At 70.5% G+C, this 17791-nt stretch carries 16 protein-coding genes; all 16 read left to right on the forward strand.

The features are described 5' to 3' along the window. Positions 1 to 193 precede the first annotated feature (193 nt). The 16 genes from HWX09_RS09160 to HWX09_RS09235 are packed head-to-tail and all read left to right on the forward strand — an operon-like array spanning position 194 to position 17781. Positions 194 to 1969 (forward strand): fatty acyl-AMP ligase, encoded by a 1776-nt coding sequence (locus HWX09_RS09160; protein WP_027786454.1) that lies wholly within the window; start codon positions 194 to 196, stop codon positions 1967 to 1969. Next, positions 1966 to 2676: an ABC transporter ATP-binding protein gene (locus HWX09_RS09165; protein ID WP_027786453.1), complete on the forward strand. Its 711-nt coding sequence runs from the start codon at positions 1966 to 1968 to the stop codon at positions 2674 to 2676. The genes HWX09_RS09160 and HWX09_RS09165 overlap by 4 nt, the downstream gene beginning before the upstream one ends. Then, a complete protein-coding gene (locus tag HWX09_RS09170; protein ID WP_027786452.1) occupies positions 2648 to 3865 on the forward strand; it encodes an ABC transporter permease in 1218 nt (405 codons plus the stop codon). The genes HWX09_RS09165 and HWX09_RS09170 overlap by 29 nt, the downstream gene beginning before the upstream one ends. Then, positions 3862 to 4605, forward strand: coding sequence for an outer membrane lipoprotein-sorting protein (locus HWX09_RS09175; protein WP_027786451.1), 744 nt, complete (start codon positions 3862 to 3864; stop codon positions 4603 to 4605). Before HWX09_RS09170 ends, HWX09_RS09175 begins: the two co-directional genes overlap by 4 nt. After that, the gene (locus tag HWX09_RS09180) at positions 4595 to 5923 is read left to right on the forward strand and encodes a hypothetical protein (RefSeq protein ID WP_027786450.1); all 1329 of its coding nucleotides are present in this window, start codon (positions 4595 to 4597) and stop codon (positions 5921 to 5923) included. The genes HWX09_RS09175 and HWX09_RS09180 overlap by 11 nt, the downstream gene beginning before the upstream one ends. A 13-nt stretch (positions 5924 to 5936) precedes the next feature. Then, a complete protein-coding gene (locus HWX09_RS09185) occupies positions 5937 to 7034 on the forward strand; it encodes a hypothetical protein (protein WP_027786449.1) in 1098 nt (365 codons plus the stop codon). Between the two features lie 58 nt (positions 7035 to 7092). Beyond that, complete coding sequence (locus HWX09_RS09190) at positions 7093 to 7347, forward strand: acyl carrier protein (RefSeq protein ID WP_006481176.1); 255 nt, start codon at positions 7093 to 7095, stop codon at positions 7345 to 7347. A 7-nt stretch (positions 7348 to 7354) separates the two neighbouring features. Beyond that, on the forward strand, positions 7355 to 8230 hold the full coding sequence (locus HWX09_RS09195; RefSeq protein ID WP_027786448.1) for a hypothetical protein: 876 nt from the start codon (positions 7355 to 7357) through the stop codon (positions 8228 to 8230). A 1-nt stretch (position 8231) separates the two neighbouring features. Continuing rightward, the gene (locus HWX09_RS09200) at positions 8232 to 8861 is read left to right on the forward strand and encodes a hypothetical protein (RefSeq protein ID WP_027786447.1); all 630 of its coding nucleotides are present in this window, start codon (positions 8232 to 8234) and stop codon (positions 8859 to 8861) included. A 1-nt stretch (position 8862) separates the two neighbouring features. Then, positions 8863 to 9846: a ferritin-like domain-containing protein gene (locus tag HWX09_RS09205; protein WP_051421441.1), complete on the forward strand. Its 984-nt coding sequence runs from the start codon at positions 8863 to 8865 to the stop codon at positions 9844 to 9846. Between the two features lies 1 nt (position 9847). After that, entirely contained in the window at positions 9848 to 10837 is a 990-nt protein-coding gene (locus HWX09_RS09210; protein WP_034185521.1) for a 3-oxoacyl-ACP synthase, read from the forward strand. Beyond that, positions 10827 to 12002: a PLP-dependent decarboxylase gene (locus HWX09_RS09215; protein WP_027786444.1), complete on the forward strand. Its 1176-nt coding sequence runs from the start codon at positions 10827 to 10829 to the stop codon at positions 12000 to 12002. The genes HWX09_RS09210 and HWX09_RS09215 overlap by 11 nt, the downstream gene beginning before the upstream one ends. A 20-nt stretch (positions 12003 to 12022) precedes the next feature. Next, positions 12023 to 13606, forward strand: coding sequence for an acyl-CoA ligase (AMP-forming), exosortase A system-associated (locus HWX09_RS09220; RefSeq protein ID WP_027786443.1), 1584 nt, complete (start codon positions 12023 to 12025; stop codon positions 13604 to 13606). Then, positions 13603 to 14694, forward strand: coding sequence for a hypothetical protein (locus tag HWX09_RS09225; RefSeq protein ID WP_027786442.1), 1092 nt, complete (start codon positions 13603 to 13605; stop codon positions 14692 to 14694). Before HWX09_RS09220 ends, HWX09_RS09225 begins: the two co-directional genes overlap by 4 nt. Continuing rightward, on the forward strand, positions 14694 to 16541 hold the full coding sequence (locus HWX09_RS09230; protein WP_027786441.1) for an acyl-CoA dehydrogenase: 1848 nt from the start codon (positions 14694 to 14696) through the stop codon (positions 16539 to 16541). The genes HWX09_RS09225 and HWX09_RS09230 overlap by 1 nt, the downstream gene beginning before the upstream one ends. A 1-nt stretch (position 16542) precedes the next feature. Beyond that, positions 16543 to 17781, forward strand: a complete 1239-nt coding sequence (locus HWX09_RS09235) for a citrate/2-methylcitrate synthase (RefSeq protein ID WP_034185520.1) — start codon at positions 16543 to 16545, stop codon at positions 17779 to 17781. Positions 17782 to 17791 lie beyond the last annotated feature (10 nt).

Consider the following 17791-nt stretch of genomic DNA (forward strand, 5'->3'; position numbering starts at 1 on the left):
ACCAGTCACCTAGCGTCCCGTCACGCTAATAATGAATTTGCGCGGGTCTTCGTGGATGCGCTCCGCTCATGCATAGCCTGCATAGATTCCGTTTGTCGCAACGGATCGATCCGGCAAGAATCCTCCTCACTCGACGAACGGCGCCGCCGGCACCGTGGCGCGAGCGGCCGTGTTCCTCAAGGGGAGAATCCTCGTGACGAAGTACGCATCCACCATTCATCGCCTGATCGAATCGCTCGAGGACGTCGCGGGTGCCATGCATCGCATGACGTTCGTCGACGATGCGGGCCGCGAAGCGGGCATCACGTACCGGCACTTCGCGGAAGAGGTGTTTCGCCAGGCCGGCGCGCTGCGCGAGCTCGGTGTGCGCGAGAACGATCTGGTGATGCTCGCGCTGCCCGCGTCGGTCGAGCATGCGGTCGCGATGATGGCCTGCGTGATGACGGGCGCGCTGCCCTGTACCGTGCCCGTTCCCGCACGGCGTGCGGCGGCCGGACGGCAGGTGATCGACGTCGCGTGCGAGTTGTACCGGCCGCGCATCGTCGTTGCCGCGGATGCGCAGGCCGCGGCCTGGCACGACGATGCGTTTCCCGCGGGCGCCACGCGCGTCGTCGATCTCGCGACGCTGTCGAGCGCCGCGGATGCCGGCGCGCGCGCGCTGATCAGCGCGAAGAGCGGCCGCGATCCGCATCATGTCCAGCTCACGTCGGGTTCGACGTCGCATCCGAAGGCCGCGGTGCTCAGCCACGAGAACGTGATCGCGAACGTGCTCGGCATCGGCGGATCGGTGCGCTTCGATGTCGCGGCCGGCGACGGCACCGTGTCGTGGCTGCCGCTCTATCACGACATGGGGCTGCTCACGCTGCTGTCGAACCTCCACTACCGCGCACCGCTGCTGATGATGCAGCCGAACAGCTTCATCCGGAATCCGCTCGGCTGGCTGAAGCGCATCGCATCGGCACGCGCGACGACGACGTCGGTGCCGACCTTCGCGCTGCGCTATTGCGTGCGCCGCTTCAATGCCGCCGCGATGGACGGCGTCGATCTGTCCGCGTGCCGCAACATCTTCATCGGCGGCGAACGCGTCGACGACGCGACGCTGCGCGATTTCGCCGCGACGTTCGCGCCGTACGGCCTGGCGGCGTCGGCGCTGCAACCGTGCTACGGGATGGCCGAATCGACGCTCGCGGTATCGATGCATCGTGCATGGCACGAAGGCAAGGTCGACGGCGCACCGTACGTGATCGCCGACACGCTCGACCGGCGCGCGCTGATCGAGCGCCGCGAGGCGCGGCCCGTCGCCGCGAACGAAGGCCACGATACGGAAACCGATACGGATACCGAAACAGTGCTCGCGATGGGCACGCCGATCGACGGGATGGCGTTCCGCATCCTCGACGACGGCGACCACGCGCTGGCAAACCGCGCGGTCGGCGAAGTCGCGATCCGCGGCACGTCGGTGATGCTCGGCTACCTGAACCCCGACGACGGCACGGTCGCCGCGCCGCTGACGGCCGACGGCTGGTTCCGCACCGGCGACATCGGCTACGTCGCGGACGGCCAGCTGCATATCCTCGGCCGCAAGAAGGAAGTGATCATCATTCGCGGCAGCAACTATTTCCCGCATGAGATCGAGGAAGCGCTCGCGTCGCACGGCGCGCTGCGCAAGAGCACATGCATCGCGTTCGGTCTTCCCGATCCGGAAACCGGCACCGAGCGGCTGGTCGTCGCGATCGAGGCGCGGCCCGTCGACGCGACGCCGCAAACGCGGTCCGAATGCCAGCAGCTGCTCGCCTCGCGCATCGGGTTCGCCGCGCAGGATCTGTGTTTCGTCGAACCCGGCTCGCTGCCGCGCACGACGAGCGGCAAGCTGCAGCGCCTGAAGTGCCGCGATCTCTATGCGAACGGCGCGTTGCCCGTGATTCCCGCGTCGGCCGCCGTCGAAGCGGGCCAGGGAGCGTTCGCATGACGGCCGCGTCGCTTGATCCCGTGCTCGAGCTGCGCGACGTCACACGCGTGTACGAGGGCGCGGGCCGCGTCGTCGCGGTGCGCGGCGCGACGATCTCGATCGGCCGGCGCGACGTCGTCGCGCTCGTCGGGCCGTCGGGCAGCGGCAAAAGCACGCTGCTCAACCTCGCCGGCTTTCTCGACGTGCCGAGCAGCGGCGAACGCTGGCTCGAAGGCCGCCGTATCGACGACGCACCGGACACGCTCGAACGGATTCGCCGCGAACGCATCGGCTTCGTGTTCCAGCAATTCAATCTGATTCCGGTGATGTCGGCGCTCGAGAACGTCGAGCTCGGCTGCTTCGCGTGGGGCACGCCGCGCACGCGGCGCGAACGCGCCCGCGCGATGCTCGACGCGGTGGGGCTCGCCGCGCGCGAACGGCACCGCCCCGGCGAGCTGTCGGGCGGCGAACAGCAGCGCGTCGCGCTGGCCCGCGCGCTCGCCAAGGAGCCGGCGATCGTGATCGCGGACGAGCCGACCGCGAGCCTCGACAGCACCAACGCGCGGGCGGTCGCCGAGCTGATCCTCGACACCAACCGCACGCTGGGCACCGCCTTTTTGATTGCGTCGCACGACGATCGTCTGTGCGCGCACCTGCCGCGTCGCATCGAGATGCGCGACGGCGTACCGGGAGTGAATCGTGAACTGGTCGACGTTTGCGTGGCGTAACCTCTGGCGCAACCGGCGCCGCACCGTGCTGACGATGGCGATGATCGGCGTCGCCGCGTTCGCGTCGAGCCTCGCGCTCGGCTACGTGATCGCGACGTTCGACGCGGTGCGCGAAGGGTCGATCGACAGCGGCGTCGGTCATGTGCAGGTATTGCACCACGGCTATCTCGACCTGATCGGCGAACGGCCGCTGCAGTATGGGCTGACCGCCGACGAGCAGGCTGCCGCGACGCGCGCGATCGCCGCGCTGCCCGGCGTCGCGACGACCGCGCGCGGCATCGACTTCGACGGGCTCGTGTCGAACGGCGATCTGAGCTACGGCTTCGTCGGCGAAGGGATCGAGCCGAACCGCGAGCCGCCCGGCTTCTTCGACTATCACACGGTGCTGTCGGGCCGCTATCTGTCGCCGACGCAGGCGGGCACCGAAGTCGTCGTCGGCGCCGAACTCGCGCGCAAGCTCGGCGTGCACGTCGGCTCGGTCGTGCAACTGATGGCGTCGACCGCGCACGGCGGCATCAACGCGACCGACGCGCAGATCGTCGGCGTGATGAGCACCGGCAACAAGGACGTCGACGAACGGATCGTCAACGTGACGTTCACGGCCGCACAGGCGCTGCTGCGCACCGACCGCGCGTCGCGCATCGCGGTGTTCCTGTCGAATACCGCGCACGCGCCGGCCGCCGCCGCGACGCTGCGCGCCGCGCTGCCGACGCTCGACGTGCGGACCTGGGACCAGCTCGTGTCGCTCTATCACCAGGTCGTCGCGCTGTACAAGAACCAGTTCTCGGTATTCGGCGCGATCCTCTGCGTGACGATCCTGCTGTCGATGAGCAACTGGATCCTGATGAGCATCGTCGAGCGGCGCCGCGAGATCTCGACGCTGCGCGCGCTCGGCGTGCCGGCCGCCACGGTGCGCGGCGTGCTGATCCAGGAAACCGCGCTGCTCGGCCTGCTCGGTGCGGCCGCCGGCATCGCGCTCGCGCTGCTGACGATGGTCGCGCTCAATCACGCGCAGATCCACCTGCCCGCGCCGCCCGGCCGCGTGAAACCGATCCTGCTCGAATTCACCGTGTCGCCCGTCGCCGTGGCCGCCGTCGAAGCCGCGTTCGTCGTGCTCGGCGTGGCCGCGGCGCTGCTCGCGACGCTCGGGCTCGCGAAACGCAACATCCTCGAAGGACTCGCCCCATGAATCGCATTCGCGTTACGTTCGCCGCGCTCGTCGCGTGCGCGCCGCTCGCCGCTCACGCGGCCGACGTGCCGACGGCCCAGACCATGCTCGCCCGTGCCGACGCCTACCGCAGCACGGCAGCCGATACACAGACGAACATCCGGATCACCAACGAGGTCGCCGGGCAATCCGGCGACGCGACCCGCTATCTCGTCTACACGCGCGGCAACGGCGACACGCTCGCGCTCACGCGCAGCGGCGAGAACGACGGCCAGAAATACCTCGCGACCACGCGCGGGCACTGGTTCTACGTGCCGAATACGCGCAGCGCGGTGCGCATCAACGGGATGCAGCGGCTGCAAGGCGAAGTCGTGATCAGCGACATCACGCGCACGCACTGGGCGGACAGCTATCGCGCGACGGCCGCGCCGGGCACGACGCCGATCGCCGGCAAGCCGGCCACCGAGCTCGACCTGACCGCGACCGACCCCGACAACGTCTACCCGACGATCAAGCTGTGGGTCACGCCCGATACCGACGTGCCGGTGCGCGCGCAGTTCTTCCTGGCAAGCGGCCTGCTGTTTCGCAGCGCCGATTTTTCCGCGCCGGTCGACGCGAACGGCCGCAAGGTGATTCGCAAGATCACGTATCGCAACGAGGTCGAGAAGCAGCGTGCGAGCGTCGTCGACATCCTCGACGGCCAGCCGCACAAGATTCCGTCGGGCTGGTTCAACCCCGACACGCTCGCCGATGGTCAGTGAGTACGACGCCGATGCCGACGCTCGTCGTGACCGCCTCCGTTCGTCGTCCGGCCGGGCCAGCCGCGGCTGGCCGGGTATCGCGCTCGCCGTCCCGCTCGCGCTCGGCTGCACGCTCGCGCATGGAGAATCGCTGATGGACCAGCTCGGCACGCTCAACGGTATCGGCTACGCGCGCTCCGTCGACAGCATGGACGGCCGCGCGCTGCTCGGCCGCCTGATCGGCGACTCGCCGCGCGATCGGCAGGAAGCCGGCGTGCTCGCGCGCATCGACGGCGAGAACCTGTTCGTGAATGCACGCGTCGTCGCCAGCAACCATTCGCTCGGCGCACAGGCGAGCCGCTTCAACGAAGCCGGCGTGCGCTATGCGTTCGACAACGGCATCACGCTGACGGCCGGCAAGCGAATCGATACGCTCGATACGTCGCAGGCGTTCTTCCCGCTCGGCTTCTTCCAGAAACGGGCCGCGACGGCCGACATCTACGACCGCTACGGCGACGTCGAGGGCACGCCGCTCGTCGAAGCGAAATGGGCCGGCGAGCAGACCACGCTGCAGTTCATCGCCGGCGAGAACCGCACGCTGCGCAACGACGTCGACAACCGCGACGTCGAAGGCGCGACGCAGCTCGTGCGCGGCGCATACAACTGGTCGGGCGGCTCGGCCGCTCTGCTCGCCGGCCGTCACGCGGGCCGCGGCGGCGCCGGCGCGACGCTGTCGTTCGACGTCGCGCGCTCGAACACCGTCTATGCGAGTGCGTGGCTCGAGCGCGGCACGACACGGCCGCTGCCGGCCTTCATCGCGAACGGCACGTCGCTCGATTCGGCGGCCGCGTACGACGCCGTGGATCGCCGCAACGATCGCCAATACATGTGGCGCAGCGCGGTCGGCATGCAGAGCGCGCTGCCCGGCAATCTGTCGCTGATCGTCGAGTGGTCGCACGACGAAGCGCGTTACGACGCCAGCCAGTGGCGCCGGATGGTCGGCGCGGTGCAGGCGAACAACGCGCTGCTGCCCGTCGCGCCCGGCGCCGCGCTGGCCGGCCTCGGAGGCACGGCCGCTTTCGTGAGCGCCGACGGCAGCCTGCGCGACTACCTGTTCGCGCGGCTCGGCAAGAAAATCGGCCGCGTCGAATATTCGTTGCGCGGCGTCTATTCGCCGCAGGACAAGGGCCTGCTCGCGATCGCGCAGATCGTCGCCGACGTGAACAAACGCGTGAGCGTCGACGTCGCGCTCACCCGCGCCTTCTCCGACAGCCAGTCCGAGTACCGGATGGTCGGTCTCGGCACCCGTATCGACGCCGCCGTGCGCGTGCGTTTCTGACAGGAACCCTGCCATGTCCACGCTTTCCGTTCTCGCTTCGACCGCCACGCCGCCCTCGCCGCCGCTGCTGCTGCGCGTGGCCGACCAGGCCGCGTATCCGGTGCTGCGCCACCTCGACGCGATCGGCACGCCGCCGCGCGCGGCGGCCCGGCTCGTCGAAGCCGCCGCCGTGCGGCTGCTCGACAGCGAGATGGTGATCGCGCTGCGCGCGTCCACACCGGACGTGCTGCCCGACGCGGCCGCATCGACACCGCTTCGGCACGACGAGGCGCCGCTCACCGAAGCGCTGCTCGAACAGATCGGCCGCGAAGGGTTTCATCACCTGTTCAAGCCGTTCATGCGCGCGTTCATCCGCATCATGTTCGGGCTGTTCTTTTCGGACGACCAGAACCGCCGCGCATGCGAGTGCATCGACAGCGGCCACAACTTCGCGTTCCTGATGAGCGACGGCGGCGGCCCGTCGCTCGCCGCATGGCGCACGGTCGTACGCAGCGACGACGGCGGGCTCGCGTTGACCGTCGACAAGGTGTGGGGCATCGAGGCACACCGCGACTGCATGGCCGTCGTCGCGGCGCGCTTGCCGGGCGTGATGTTCCCGGCCGCGTACCTCGTGTGGCCCGACGAATACCGGAAGCTCAAGCGCGCGACCTGCGGCGCGCCGTTCCTCGCGGGCAACCTGCAGCTCGCGAACGTCGGCGGCCAGGTGCGCGTCGCCGCCGAGGATCGCCTGCGGATCGGCGGCCCGACCGTGTTCAACAAATACCTGACCGTCGTGCGGCCGTACTTCGTCCGCGCGCTGATGGCGCACGTCGGCTGGCTCGAACGAGCCGGCCGCGTCGAGCTCGACGCCGACGCACGCGCGGTGCACCGCTTCATCGCGGACGCCGCGTGCAGCCAGACCGACGACGCGCACTACAGCTTCGGCAAGGTGCAGCGCGTGCTCGCGATCAAGCTGCTGTCGAACGAGTTCCTGAGCGCGCTCGTCCGCGACGGCAAGGTGCCGCTGTTCGACGACCAGCGCGACCTGCTCGCGTTTTCGAAGATGGAAGGCAGTTCGTACCGTTGTTATCACGAGCTTCGCAAGAGCCTGCGCTGCGAAGCCGGCAGTTGACCCACGCGACAGGCCGATCGATCCCGATCAATCCAACTCAACTCCAGGAGCTCTCCTCATGACGACCCAGAACGTTCCGGCCGACGCGCTCGACATCCTGTCACGCGAAGTCGCGAAAATCCTCAACGTCGAAACCGTCGACACGGACGCCGGCATCGGCGAACTCGGCATCGATTCGCTGAACATCGTCGAGCTGATCGTGTTCTGCGAACAGCTTTACGGTTCGATCGACCCGGAAGCGCTGAACATCACGCAATACACGACGCTGCAGCAGCTCGACGCGCAACTGCGCAGCCAGCAGCACGCGGCCTGATACGACGATGCTCGCGCCCCTTGCCCCCGTGGCGGCCGCCGTCGTCCAGCCGGCCCCGGCGACCGCGCTGACCGTGCAGGCGCTCGCGTACCGGCGCGTCGCGCCGTCGCGCGACGGCGTGGCCGCGCCGCTCGACGACACGGCCCGCGCGATCGGCACGCTGGCGTGCGCCGAACGCGAGCGGCTGTGCGGCGCGATCGGCGCGGACGACTACGTGGTCAGCTCGACGATCCTGTCGATGCTGCTGATGAACGATTCGCCGCAGCATCGCGTGTTCGCGCAGGCACTCGCCGGCGCGAACGACTACACGCCCGACTGGATGACGTGCTCGTACGAATGCGCGGGCTGGGGCTACGTGCTGCGCCGCACGCTCGCGACCGCGGCCGAGACCGGGCCGCGCACGCTGCTGCTGCAGATCGTCGACATCGACGTGCACGGCTATACGTACTGGCACGGCAATCCCGCATGGGGGCGCTCGGGCTTCGGCGTCTGCACGCTGCTCGTCGACGTCGGCCGCGAACCGGCGCAGTCGGTCATCGCGGATGCCGCGCCGCCGGCCAGCGCGGTCGTGCGGCTCGGTCGCGACATCCGTACGTTCTGCACGGCACGCCCCGGGCTGCACGCGGCGCTGCCGTTCTTTCCGGCCACGTCGCGCCGCGCGCTGCTCGCGTCGGTCGGCAAGACGCCGCTGCTGCCGGACGGTCACGGCGTGTTCGGTCATGCGTTCGGCAGCGATCCGTGGCTGTCGGTGCTGCTCGCGCACCGCGACGGCGACACGCCGCGCCGCGGGGCCGTCTGCTCGCTCGCGCTGAACGGCTATTACGCGATCGCCGACGTCGCGTTCGCGCCGGACGCGACGTTCTCTCTCGACGGCGAGGCGTGACATGGTGCGACCCGTTCACTTCACCTACCGGATCGCGCGCGACGCGCGGCAGCCGGTCGCGGTCGCGGCCAGCGCGTACCGGATGCCGCTCGACACGCCGGCCGATTATGCGCGCGCCGCACTCGCGGAAGCGGCCGGCGATGCGTACGACGCGGGCAATACGTACGACGTGGCCGGCGGCGAACGCCGCGTGCTGCTCGATCACGTCCAGTATTTCGCATTCCTCGCGGAAATCACGGCGCGGATTCGCGAGGCCGTTCATCCGGAGGCGCGCCTGTTCATCGAAGTCTGTGCGCCGTATTTCGGCGCGCTGCCGGCCGAACTGCTCGCCCCGCACGTGCTGCTCGGCGTGCACCTGTACGACGAAGCATTGCGCGACGCCGCGCGCGGCGCGCCGGTCGTCTGGATCGGCGACCGCATCCTGCGCGATGCGGAATTCGCCGGCGACAACCGCGTGTGCTGCGCGATCTGGCCCGCGCGGCTCGCCGATGCGTTCGACGCGCAACTGCGCGGCGCGTGGCCGGCCTATGCGATCCGGCTCGAACCGCACCCGGGCGCGTCGCGCGCCGCCGCCCCGTTCACCGATTCCGCCCAACATTCCGGCGCCGCCGCGCGGCCGGGGAGACCCTGACATGAATGACACGCTTACCGTGATGCAGGACACGGCCGATATCCGCTGGTCGATGCCCGTCGACGCGCTGATGTCGAACGACTACGCGCTGCGCGAAGAGGCGCTGAACCGGCTGTACGAGAAGGCGAAGGCCGCGCAGTGGGACGTCGCGACCGACGTCGACTGGAGCCACGACCTCGACCCGGCGAATCCGCTCGGCATGCCCGATCCGACGCTCCTGATCTACGGCACCGAGCTGTGGGGCAAGCTCGCCGACGCCGACAAGCGCGAGGTGCGCCATCACGCGCAGGGCTGGCTGCTGTCGCAGATCCTGCACGGCGAGCAGGCCGCGCTGATCTGCGCGTCGAAGCTCGCATCGGCCGAGAGCGGCCTGAGCGCGCGGCTGTGCGCGGCCGCGCAGATGATGGACGAAGCGCGCCACGTCGAGGCGTACGCGAAGCTCGTCAACGAGAAGCTCGACGTCAGCTACCCGATGAGCCGCTCGCTGAAGGGGCTGCTGCACGACACGATCACGAGCAGCGCGCTCGACATGACGAACCTCGGGATGCAGGTGCTGGTGGAGGGCATCGCGCTGTCGATCTTCCAGAGCGTCGTCGCGTACAGCACCGATCCGTTCATCAAGGACCTGTTCGTGCGGATCCAGCGCGACGAGGCGCGTCACTTCGCGGTCGGCCGGATCACGCTGTGCCGCGTGTACGCGGAGATGAGTTCGCACGAACTGCGCGAGCGCGAGGAATTCGTCTGCGAAGGCGCGGCCGTGCTGTACGAGCACCTGTGCGCGGACGACATCTGGGAACCGATGGGGCTGTCGAAGCGCGAATGCAGCGCGATGGTGCGCGAATCGCCGGTGTCGAGTTCGATCCGCCGCTCGATCTTCCGGCGCCTCGTGCCGACGATCCGCGAGATGGGCCTGCTCACGCCGACCGTGCAGGCGACCTTCGAAAAGCTCGACGTCCTCGACTACGCGGCGATGCCGCTCAACTGACATGACGATGCCCTCCTCACACGCATCCCGCGACGCCGGCTTCTGGATCGGCATCGACGCGGTGGCCTACGAGCTGCCGGGCCTGCCCGTCGATATCGAGGCCTGGGCCGCCGAACGCGACTATCCGGCGCAGCGGGCGGCCGCGATCGCGCAGTCGGGCAGCCGCTATTTCCATATGGCGCTCGACACGAGCGAGACCGATCTCGCGATCGCGGCGGTCGGCCGGCTGCTCGACACCGCGCGCGTGCATCCGTCCGAGGTCGGCGCGATCGTGCACGTGCACACGCAGCAGTTCAGCGTGCCGCCGGCGCCGCGCAGCCTGCCGCATGAAGTGGCCGCGCGGTTCGGCATCGAACCGTTGTGGCTCGGCTCCGTCGCGCAACTGAACTGCGTGTCGGTCGCGGCCGGCATCGAAACCGTGCGCGCGCTGATGCGCCGCCATCCGCAGCTCGACGCGGCGCTCGTCGTGTCGTCCGACCGCGTGTACGGCGAGGATTACCGGATGCGGCAGATGACGGGCGTGCAGTGCGACGGCGCGGCCGCGATGCTGATCGCGCGCAACAGCACGAAGAACCGGCTCGGCGGCATCGCGATCGAGACGCACGCGAAATGGCATCGCGGGTCGGACACCGTCGCCGCGAACGAGGCCGACCTAATCATGATGGAGTGGCCGTACACGCGCCGCGCGATCGACGCGGCCGTCGCGCTCGAGCCGCATGCGCTCGACGCGTACGATCTCGTGCTGCCGCACAACGCCGACCTGCCCGGCTGGAACGCGCTGTGCCGCGCGATGCGCGTGCCGGCCGAGCGGCTGTACGCGGAAAACATCCACGCGCGCGGCCACGCGTGCTGTTCGGATTTTCCGATCAACCTGGCCGACGTCGGGCTCGATGCGGTCGCGCACGGCCGGCGCGTGCTCGGCGTGATGCAGTCGAACTGCGGCGCGTATGCGGCCGCCACGCTTCATCCGGTGGGCCGCCATGACGCCTGAGCGCCCGCTTCCCGTCACCGGCGATCATGCATGGATCGCCGACCTGCGCACGCCGTGCTACGTGTACGAGCCGGACGTCGCGATCGCCCGCTACCGGTCGCTGAAGGCGCGGCTCGGCACGCGGCTGATCGTGTCGCTGAAGGCGAACCCGAACCAGGACATGCTCGCGCGCTGCGCGCATGCGTACGAGGACGGCGTCGAACTCGCGAGCCGCGGCGAACTCGACGCGGTGATCGGCCGGATCAAGACGCCGCGCTACCTGAACAATCCGTCGATGGACGAGATGTTCATGCGTGCGGGGCTCGCGTCGCGCTGCCATTTCGTGCTCGACAACCCGGACGCGGTCGCGCGTTTCGTGCCGCTCGCGCGTGAAGCGGCGGCCGGCGGCGGCACGCCCGGCGCGGTGCTGCTGCGCGTGAACGCCGGCGCGCTGGCAGGCGCTCACGCGCGGCCCCTGTGGCACGACCACTTCGGGATGACGCCGAACGAAGCGCACGACGCGGTGCGCACGCTCGCGGCCGCCGGTCTGCCCGTGGCCGGGCTGCACGTGTTCTCCGGCCCGCATTCGTTCATCCGCCAGGACGCGACGCAGCCCGACACGCTCGTGTTGCCCGAGCTGCTCGCGGCGCTGGCCCGCGATCTCGCACCGGCCAACGGTGCGCCGCTCGGCTCGCTGAGCCTCGGCGGCGGCTTTGCCGACGATCATCCGGGCGACGCCGCGTTCGAACGCTATGCCGCCGCGCTCGCGCCGCTGGCCGGCCGGTATTCGCTCGCCCACGAATCCGGCCGCGCGATCTTCGCCGATGCGGGCGTGTTCGCGACGCGCGTCGTCGCGGTGAAGGCGTGGCAGGACCGCACGATTGCCGTCTGCGACGGCGGCCTGTCGCATGCGTTCCTGCTCGCGCAGACCGAATCGGTGATGCGCCGCCTGGCCGCGCCGTCGCTCGTGCGCCGCGCACCCGCGCCGCCGCCTCGCGGCGTGCCGACGCTCTACGTCGGCAGTACCTGCAGCCGCGCGGACGTGATCGGCCGCGACGACACGGGCGCGCCGCCCCAGGTCGGCGACATCGCCGTGTTCGCACGCTGCGGCGCGTATCACCGCACGTACTCGATGCCGCATTTTCTGTCCCACGAAGCCGCGCACGTGTACGTGCGGCCTGCCTAGACCATCCAGAGGAGCCGATCATGAACGCATTGATCAGCGTCGCCGACCTGCTCGAACATGGCGCGCAGCGCTGGCCGCAGCGTCCGGCGTATGCCGATGGCGGCGGCACACTGACTTACGATCAGCTCGCCCGCGCGGTCCGGCGCGCCGCCGCCGCGCTGGCGGATCGCGGCGTGCAGCCCGGCGAACGCGTCGCGATCTATGCGCCCAAGCGCATCGAAACCGTGGTCGCGATGCTCGCGGCCAACGCACTCGGCGCGATCTTCGTGCCGGTCAATCCGCAGTTGAAGGAAGCGCAGATCGAACACATCGTCGCCGACAGCGGCGCCGCGCTGTTCGTGACCGGCGCGCAGCGGCTCAAGCGCCTGCCGGCGCTCGCCGCGCTCGTCGGCGAACGCGTGATGCTGATCGAGGCACTGGCCGAGGCGATCGACTCGCCGGGCGCCGACACGCCGGCATCGGCAGCGGCCCCGGCCGGCCGGCCGGTCGACGACGATCCGGCCGCGCTGCTCTACACGTCCGGCTCGACCGGCAAGCCGAAAGGCGTCGTCGTGTCGCACCGCAACCTGGTGTCGGGCGCGTTCAGCGTCGCCGCGTACCAGGGGCTCGCCGAAGACGACGTCGTGCTCGGCGTGCTGCCGCTCAGCTTCGATGCGGGCCTGAGCCAGCTCACGACCGCGCTGGCGTCCGGCGCGTGCTACACGCCGCTCGACTTCCTGCAGCCGGCCGAAGTGCCGCGCCATTGCGACGCGTTCGGCGTCACGTCGATCACCGGCGTGCCGCCGCTGTGGATGCAGCTCGCCTCCGCCGGCTGGAGCGACACCGCGCGCACGCGGATCCGCCGCTTCGCGAATACCGGCGGCCATCTCGCGACGCCGCTGCTGCATCGTCTGCAGGCGCTGTTCACGCAGGCGTCGCCCTACCTGATGTACGGGCTGACCGAGGCATTCCGCTCGACCTACCTCGCGCCGGCCGACGCGGCGCTGCGCCCGACGTCGATCGGCAAGGCCGTGCCGAACGCGGAGATCCTCGTGCTGCGCGCGGACGGCAGCGAGTGCGCGGCCGACGAACCCGGCGAACTCGTGCATCGCGGCGCGTTCGTCACGCTCGGCTACTGGAACCGGCCCGAGCTGACCGCGCAGCGCTTTCGTCCGCTGCCGCGCCGGCACGGCGAGATCCCGCGCCCGGACGTCGCCGTGTGGTCGGGCGACATCGTGCGGCGCGACGCGGACGGCTACCTGTATTTCGTCGCACGCGGCGACGACATGATCAAGACGTCCGGCTATCGCGTGAGCCCGACCGAGGTCGAGGACGTGCTGTTCGCGTTGCCGCACATCCGCGAGGCCGCCGTGTTCGGCGTGCCGCACCCGGCGCTCGGCGAGGCGATCGCCGCGTGCGTCGTGTCGACGCTCGACGCCGCCGCCTGCCGCGCCGACATCGCACGCGCGTGCCGCGACGCGTTGCCCACCTACATGAACCCGCTCGTCGTCGAGCCGCTGCCGGCGTTGCCGCGCAACCCGAACGGCAAGATCGACCGACCGGCGCTGAAAACGCAGTATCGCGACGCGTTCGCGCGCCCGAATCTCGAGGAGACCGCCGCATGACCCTGTCGACGCTCGATGAAACCTGTCTCGGCGCGCCCCGCGTCGCCGCACCCGGCACGCTCGCGTTGTCCGGCGGCGTCGTGGTGCTGCCGCCCGCCGTCGTGTTCAGCGCGATCCAGGCGCAGGAGCGCCATCCCGGCTACCGGCACCTGCTGCTGCCGCAGGCGCGCTTTGCGCGGCCGCGCGGCATGGGCGCGCTGACGCCCGACGAAGGCACGCGCCTCGCGCCGGGCGGCCGACCCGCGCTGCGCGTCGCGCCGCCCGGGCGCAGCCTCGCCGATCTGGCCGCCGACGCGGCGCTCGACCTGCGCGACCAGCTCGGCTCCGGCGCGCTTGCGCGCACGACGCACGTGATCGTCGCGAGCAGCGCACTCAACGAAGGCATCGGCGACTCGGTCGTCGGCCGCATGCAGTACGAACTCGGGCTGCAGCGCGTGACGCCGTTCGCGCTCGGCCAGAACGGCACGCTCGGCTGGTATTCGGCGCTGATGCTGCTCGACGGGCTGCTCGACGACGGCGACCAGGCGCTCGTGATCCTCAGCGACAAGTGGCTCTACCCGTTCTTCCGCCAGTTCGGCGACCTGGTCGGCTACGGCGACGCGGCCGCCGCCCTGCTCGTGTCGCGCGCGGGCCCGGCGCCGGAGCCGGCCGCGTGGGGCGGCGTGCGGGCCGTCGCGCTCGAATTCGGGCCGTCGATCGCCGATCCGTGGGCCGATGCGCCGGCCACGCTGCGCGACACGCTCGCGCCGGTCGCCGCCCGCGCGATCCGCCGTGCGCTCGAGCAGGCCAGCCTGCGCGCGAGCCAGATCGACTGGTGCGTGCCGCCCGGCTTCGATCCCGGCTTCGCGGCGCGCGTCGCCGACGCCGCGTCGATTCCGGTCGCCGCGCGCATCCAGCACGACGGGTCGGGCCATCTGTCGTCCGCCGAATCGGCCGCCGCGCTGATCCGGCTCGCGGGCGCACTGGACGAAGGCGAACGCCGCACGGTGCTCGTCTGGGATGCAGCGCTGCACGGCGCGGCCGCCGCCGCCGTCGTCGATCTGGCCGGCGGCCTCGACGCCGCGCTCGATATCGAAGGAGACGCATGATGAGCGCGTACAAGGTCAGCCTGCGCGAACTGCGCTTCTTTCTGTGGGAACTGTTCGAGGCCGACCGGCACTTTCTCGAACATGGGCCGTACAGCACGCACGATCGCGCGTCGGTCGATGCGCTGCTCGAACGCGCCCGCGATTTCGCGCTCGACCTCGGCCGCAGCTACCAGCAGGCCGACGTCGAGGGCTGCGCGCTGCTCGACGACGGTCAGGTACGGATTCCTTCACATTTCCACGCGCTGTGGGCGCGCTTTCGCGACGAGTGGTCGAACACGCTGTTCGGCACCGCGCACGGGCTGCCGCCGATCGTCACGCAGATGATCTACGAGATGTTCATGGGCGCGAATCCGTCGTTCATGACCTACGGCGGTTTCACGCGCCCCGCGATCAAGTTGCTGCAGATGCACGGCACGCCGCACCAGAAAGCGCTCGTCGCACCGCTCGAAGCGTACCGCTGGGATGCGTGCTTCTGCGCGACCGAGCCGCAGGCCGGCACCGACCTCACCGCGGTCGCGCTGCGCGCGACGCCGCTCGAACGCGACGTCTACGCGATCGACGGCGAGAAGGTCTATATCTCGGCCGGCATGCACGAACTGACCGAAAACACGCTGTACTTCGTGCTCGGCCGCATCGATACGGCGTCGCCGGATTCGTTTTCGCTGTCGTGCCTCGTCGTGCCGCGCTTCTGGCCCGACGAGGAAACCGGCGAGCTGCGGCCGAACCATGTCGACTGCATCGGCCTGCCGCGCAAGATGGGGCTGAAAGGCTGCGCGAACACGCACCTCGTGTTCGGCGCGAACGGCACGACCAAGGGCTGGCTGCTCGGCGGCCGGCGCAACGTCGGGTTGCTGCAACTGATGCCGCTGATGAACCAGGCGCGGATGAGCACCGGGATGTTCGGCGTCGGCGTCGCGTCGAGCGCGTACCTGCACGCGGTCGAGTATGCGGGCCGCCGGTTGCAGGGCCGGCCGATCGAGAGCGCGTCGAACACGAACGCCGCGCGCGTCGCGATCGTCGAGCATGCGGACGTGCAGCGCATGCTCGTCGACATGAAAAGCCGCGTCGACGGCTGCCGCGGGCTGCTCGGCAAGCTCGCCGCGACCGCGACGCGCGCGGCGATGCTCGAAGCGACGCCCGACGCCGACCCGGCCGAGATCGAACGCCATCGCAAGCTGCAACTGCTGCTGACGCCGATCTGCAAGGCGTTCATCTCCGACCAGGCGTGGCGCATCTGCGAGACGGCGATCCAGGTGCACGGCGGGCTCGGCTACACCGACGCGAGCCCCGTCGAGCAGAACGCGCGCGACGTGAAGATCCTGTCGATCTGGGAAGGCACGAACTACATCCAGGCGCAGGACCTCGTGCGCGACAAGCTCGGCTTCGGCCGTCATTCGCGGCTGATCCAGTATTACCGCGACGAACTCGACGCGTTCCTCGCCCATCAGCATCAATCCGGCACGCATGCGGAGCTGCGGCCGCTGTTCGATGCGCTGCGCGCGGGCGCCGACCGGATCGCCGCCGCGCTCGACGACATCGCGCGCGACGTGCAGGACGGCCACACGCATCGCAGCAGCCAGTTCTACACGCGCTTCCTGGAGATGTTCGGCGTGGTCACGTCGGCGTGGGTGCTGCTCGAATCGGCGACGATCGCCGCACGCCGGCTCGACGCGCCCGATACCGCCGACGTGCCGGCCGAGCTCGCGTTCTATCGCGGCAAGCTGAAAAGCGCGCGCTACTACTTCGCGAACGTGCTGCCCGTCGTCGACCAGCACGCGGCCGTGATCGCCGCGATGGCGCACGCGGCGATCAGCGTCAGCAGCGACGAACTCGCCGCGGTGGAATGACATGGACACGACACTCGATTCCGGCACCTCCGTCAGCGCGGCCGGCGATGCGCCGCGCAACCTGCTCGGCCGCCCGGCGACGCGCCATCGCGGCTCCGACATCGACGGCGCGACGCTCGACCCCGAAGCGCTGCGCGTGCGCGACCTCGACCTGAACGTGCTGATCGGCGCGACGACGTTCGAAGGCGCGCTCGCGCATCTGTGGTTCGACGTCGCGCCCGGCAGCGCCGAGCACCGCGCGCACGAGGCGGCGCTCGGTGCGCGACTCGCGGCGTTCGCCGACGCGCTGGCGCCGGGCTCGGTCGCCCAGTCGGTCGCGGCCGACCTCGGCGCGGCGGGCGTCGCGCCGGTGTTCGCGGCCGCGGCCGGCCTGCTGCGCGGCCTCGACGACGTGATCGGGCGCGTGCGCGGCCCGGCGCCGGACGATGCCGATCTCGACACGATGCTGCTGTGCGCGGCCGCCGCGCCGTTCCTGCTGCACGCGGCGATCGAGGGCCGGCCGTTCGCCGCCGGCACGGCCGGCCGCGCATCGCTCGATGCGGCCGCGACGCAAGCGCAACGCATGCTCGTGCTGACCGGCGCGACGCGCGGCGATGCGCCGGCGCAAGCGGCAATGGACATGCTGCTCGTCGCCTGGCACGCCGGCTTCGGCTACATCACGCCGACCGTGCTCGCGCCGCGCGTCGCGATCGGCACCGGCGTCACGCTGGTGCAGGCAATCGCGTCCGGCTTCCTCGCCAGCGGGCCGTCGCACGTCGGCGCGGCGCTCGAAGCGATGCAGTGGCTCGCGGCGCTCGCGCGGTCGGTGCCGGGCGGCGCCGGCGCACCGCCGGCCGCGCTCGATGCGGCCGGGGGCGCGGCGATCGATGCGGCGCTCGACGCGAAACGCACGCTGTACGGCTTCGGCCATCCGCTGTTCGTCGCCGATCCGCGTCCGCCGCACATGCGCGGCCGGTTCGCGGCATGCGGCTTCGACGGCGCATACGTGACGCTGTTCGACGCGTGCTGCGCGCAGGCCGACGCGCGCCGCGCGCTGCGGCCGAACATCGATTTTCTGACCGCCGCGACGCTGCTCGAACTCGGCGTCGCCGCGCCGTCGTGGGGCGTCGGCGTCGGGCTCGGCGCGCGCATCGCGGCGATGGCCGCGCATGCGGTCGAACGGCGCCGCCGCCCCGCGTTCGGCGTCAACAGCGCGACCGCGCGACGGCTGCTGGCCGCCGTGCCGGTCGGCTGGCTGTGAACCCTCACCC

This window comes from Burkholderia sp. BCC1208, from assembly GCF_902833095.1.
GTDB lineage: Bacteria > Pseudomonadota > Gammaproteobacteria > Burkholderiales > Burkholderiaceae > Burkholderia.

What these genes read in the sequence shown, in the direction of transcription:
- HWX09_RS09215 (WP_027786444.1), top strand. Translation starts at nt 10,827, where the DNA reads ATGACGCCTGAGCGCCCGCTTCCCGTCACCGGCGATCATGCATGGATC.
- HWX09_RS09180 (WP_027786450.1), top strand. Translation starts at nt 4,595, where the DNA reads ATGGTCAGTGAGTACGACGCCGATGCCGACGCTCGTCGTGACCGCCTC.
- HWX09_RS09200 (WP_027786447.1), top strand. Translation starts at nt 8,232, where the DNA reads ATGGTGCGACCCGTTCACTTCACCTACCGGATCGCGCGCGACGCGCGG.
- HWX09_RS09190 (WP_006481176.1), top strand. Translation starts at nt 7,093, where the DNA reads ATGACGACCCAGAACGTTCCGGCCGACGCGCTCGACATCCTGTCACGC.
- HWX09_RS09225 (WP_027786442.1), top strand. Translation starts at nt 13,603, where the DNA reads ATGACCCTGTCGACGCTCGATGAAACCTGTCTCGGCGCGCCCCGCGTC.
- HWX09_RS09230 (WP_027786441.1), top strand. Translation starts at nt 14,694, where the DNA reads ATGAGCGCGTACAAGGTCAGCCTGCGCGAACTGCGCTTCTTTCTGTGG.
- HWX09_RS09210 (WP_034185521.1), top strand. Translation starts at nt 9,848, where the DNA reads ATGACGATGCCCTCCTCACACGCATCCCGCGACGCCGGCTTCTGGATC.
- HWX09_RS09195 (WP_027786448.1), top strand. Translation starts at nt 7,355, where the DNA reads ATGCTCGCGCCCCTTGCCCCCGTGGCGGCCGCCGTCGTCCAGCCGGCC.
- HWX09_RS09185 (WP_027786449.1), top strand. Translation starts at nt 5,937, where the DNA reads ATGTCCACGCTTTCCGTTCTCGCTTCGACCGCCACGCCGCCCTCGCCG.
- HWX09_RS09205 (WP_051421441.1), top strand. Translation starts at nt 8,863, where the DNA reads ATGAATGACACGCTTACCGTGATGCAGGACACGGCCGATATCCGCTGG.
- HWX09_RS09165 (WP_027786453.1), top strand. Translation starts at nt 1,966, where the DNA reads ATGACGGCCGCGTCGCTTGATCCCGTGCTCGAGCTGCGCGACGTCACA.
- HWX09_RS09220 (WP_027786443.1), top strand. Translation starts at nt 12,023, where the DNA reads ATGAACGCATTGATCAGCGTCGCCGACCTGCTCGAACATGGCGCGCAG.
- HWX09_RS09175 (WP_027786451.1), top strand. Translation starts at nt 3,862, where the DNA reads ATGAATCGCATTCGCGTTACGTTCGCCGCGCTCGTCGCGTGCGCGCCG.
- HWX09_RS09235 (WP_034185520.1), top strand. Translation starts at nt 16,543, where the DNA reads ATGGACACGACACTCGATTCCGGCACCTCCGTCAGCGCGGCCGGCGAT.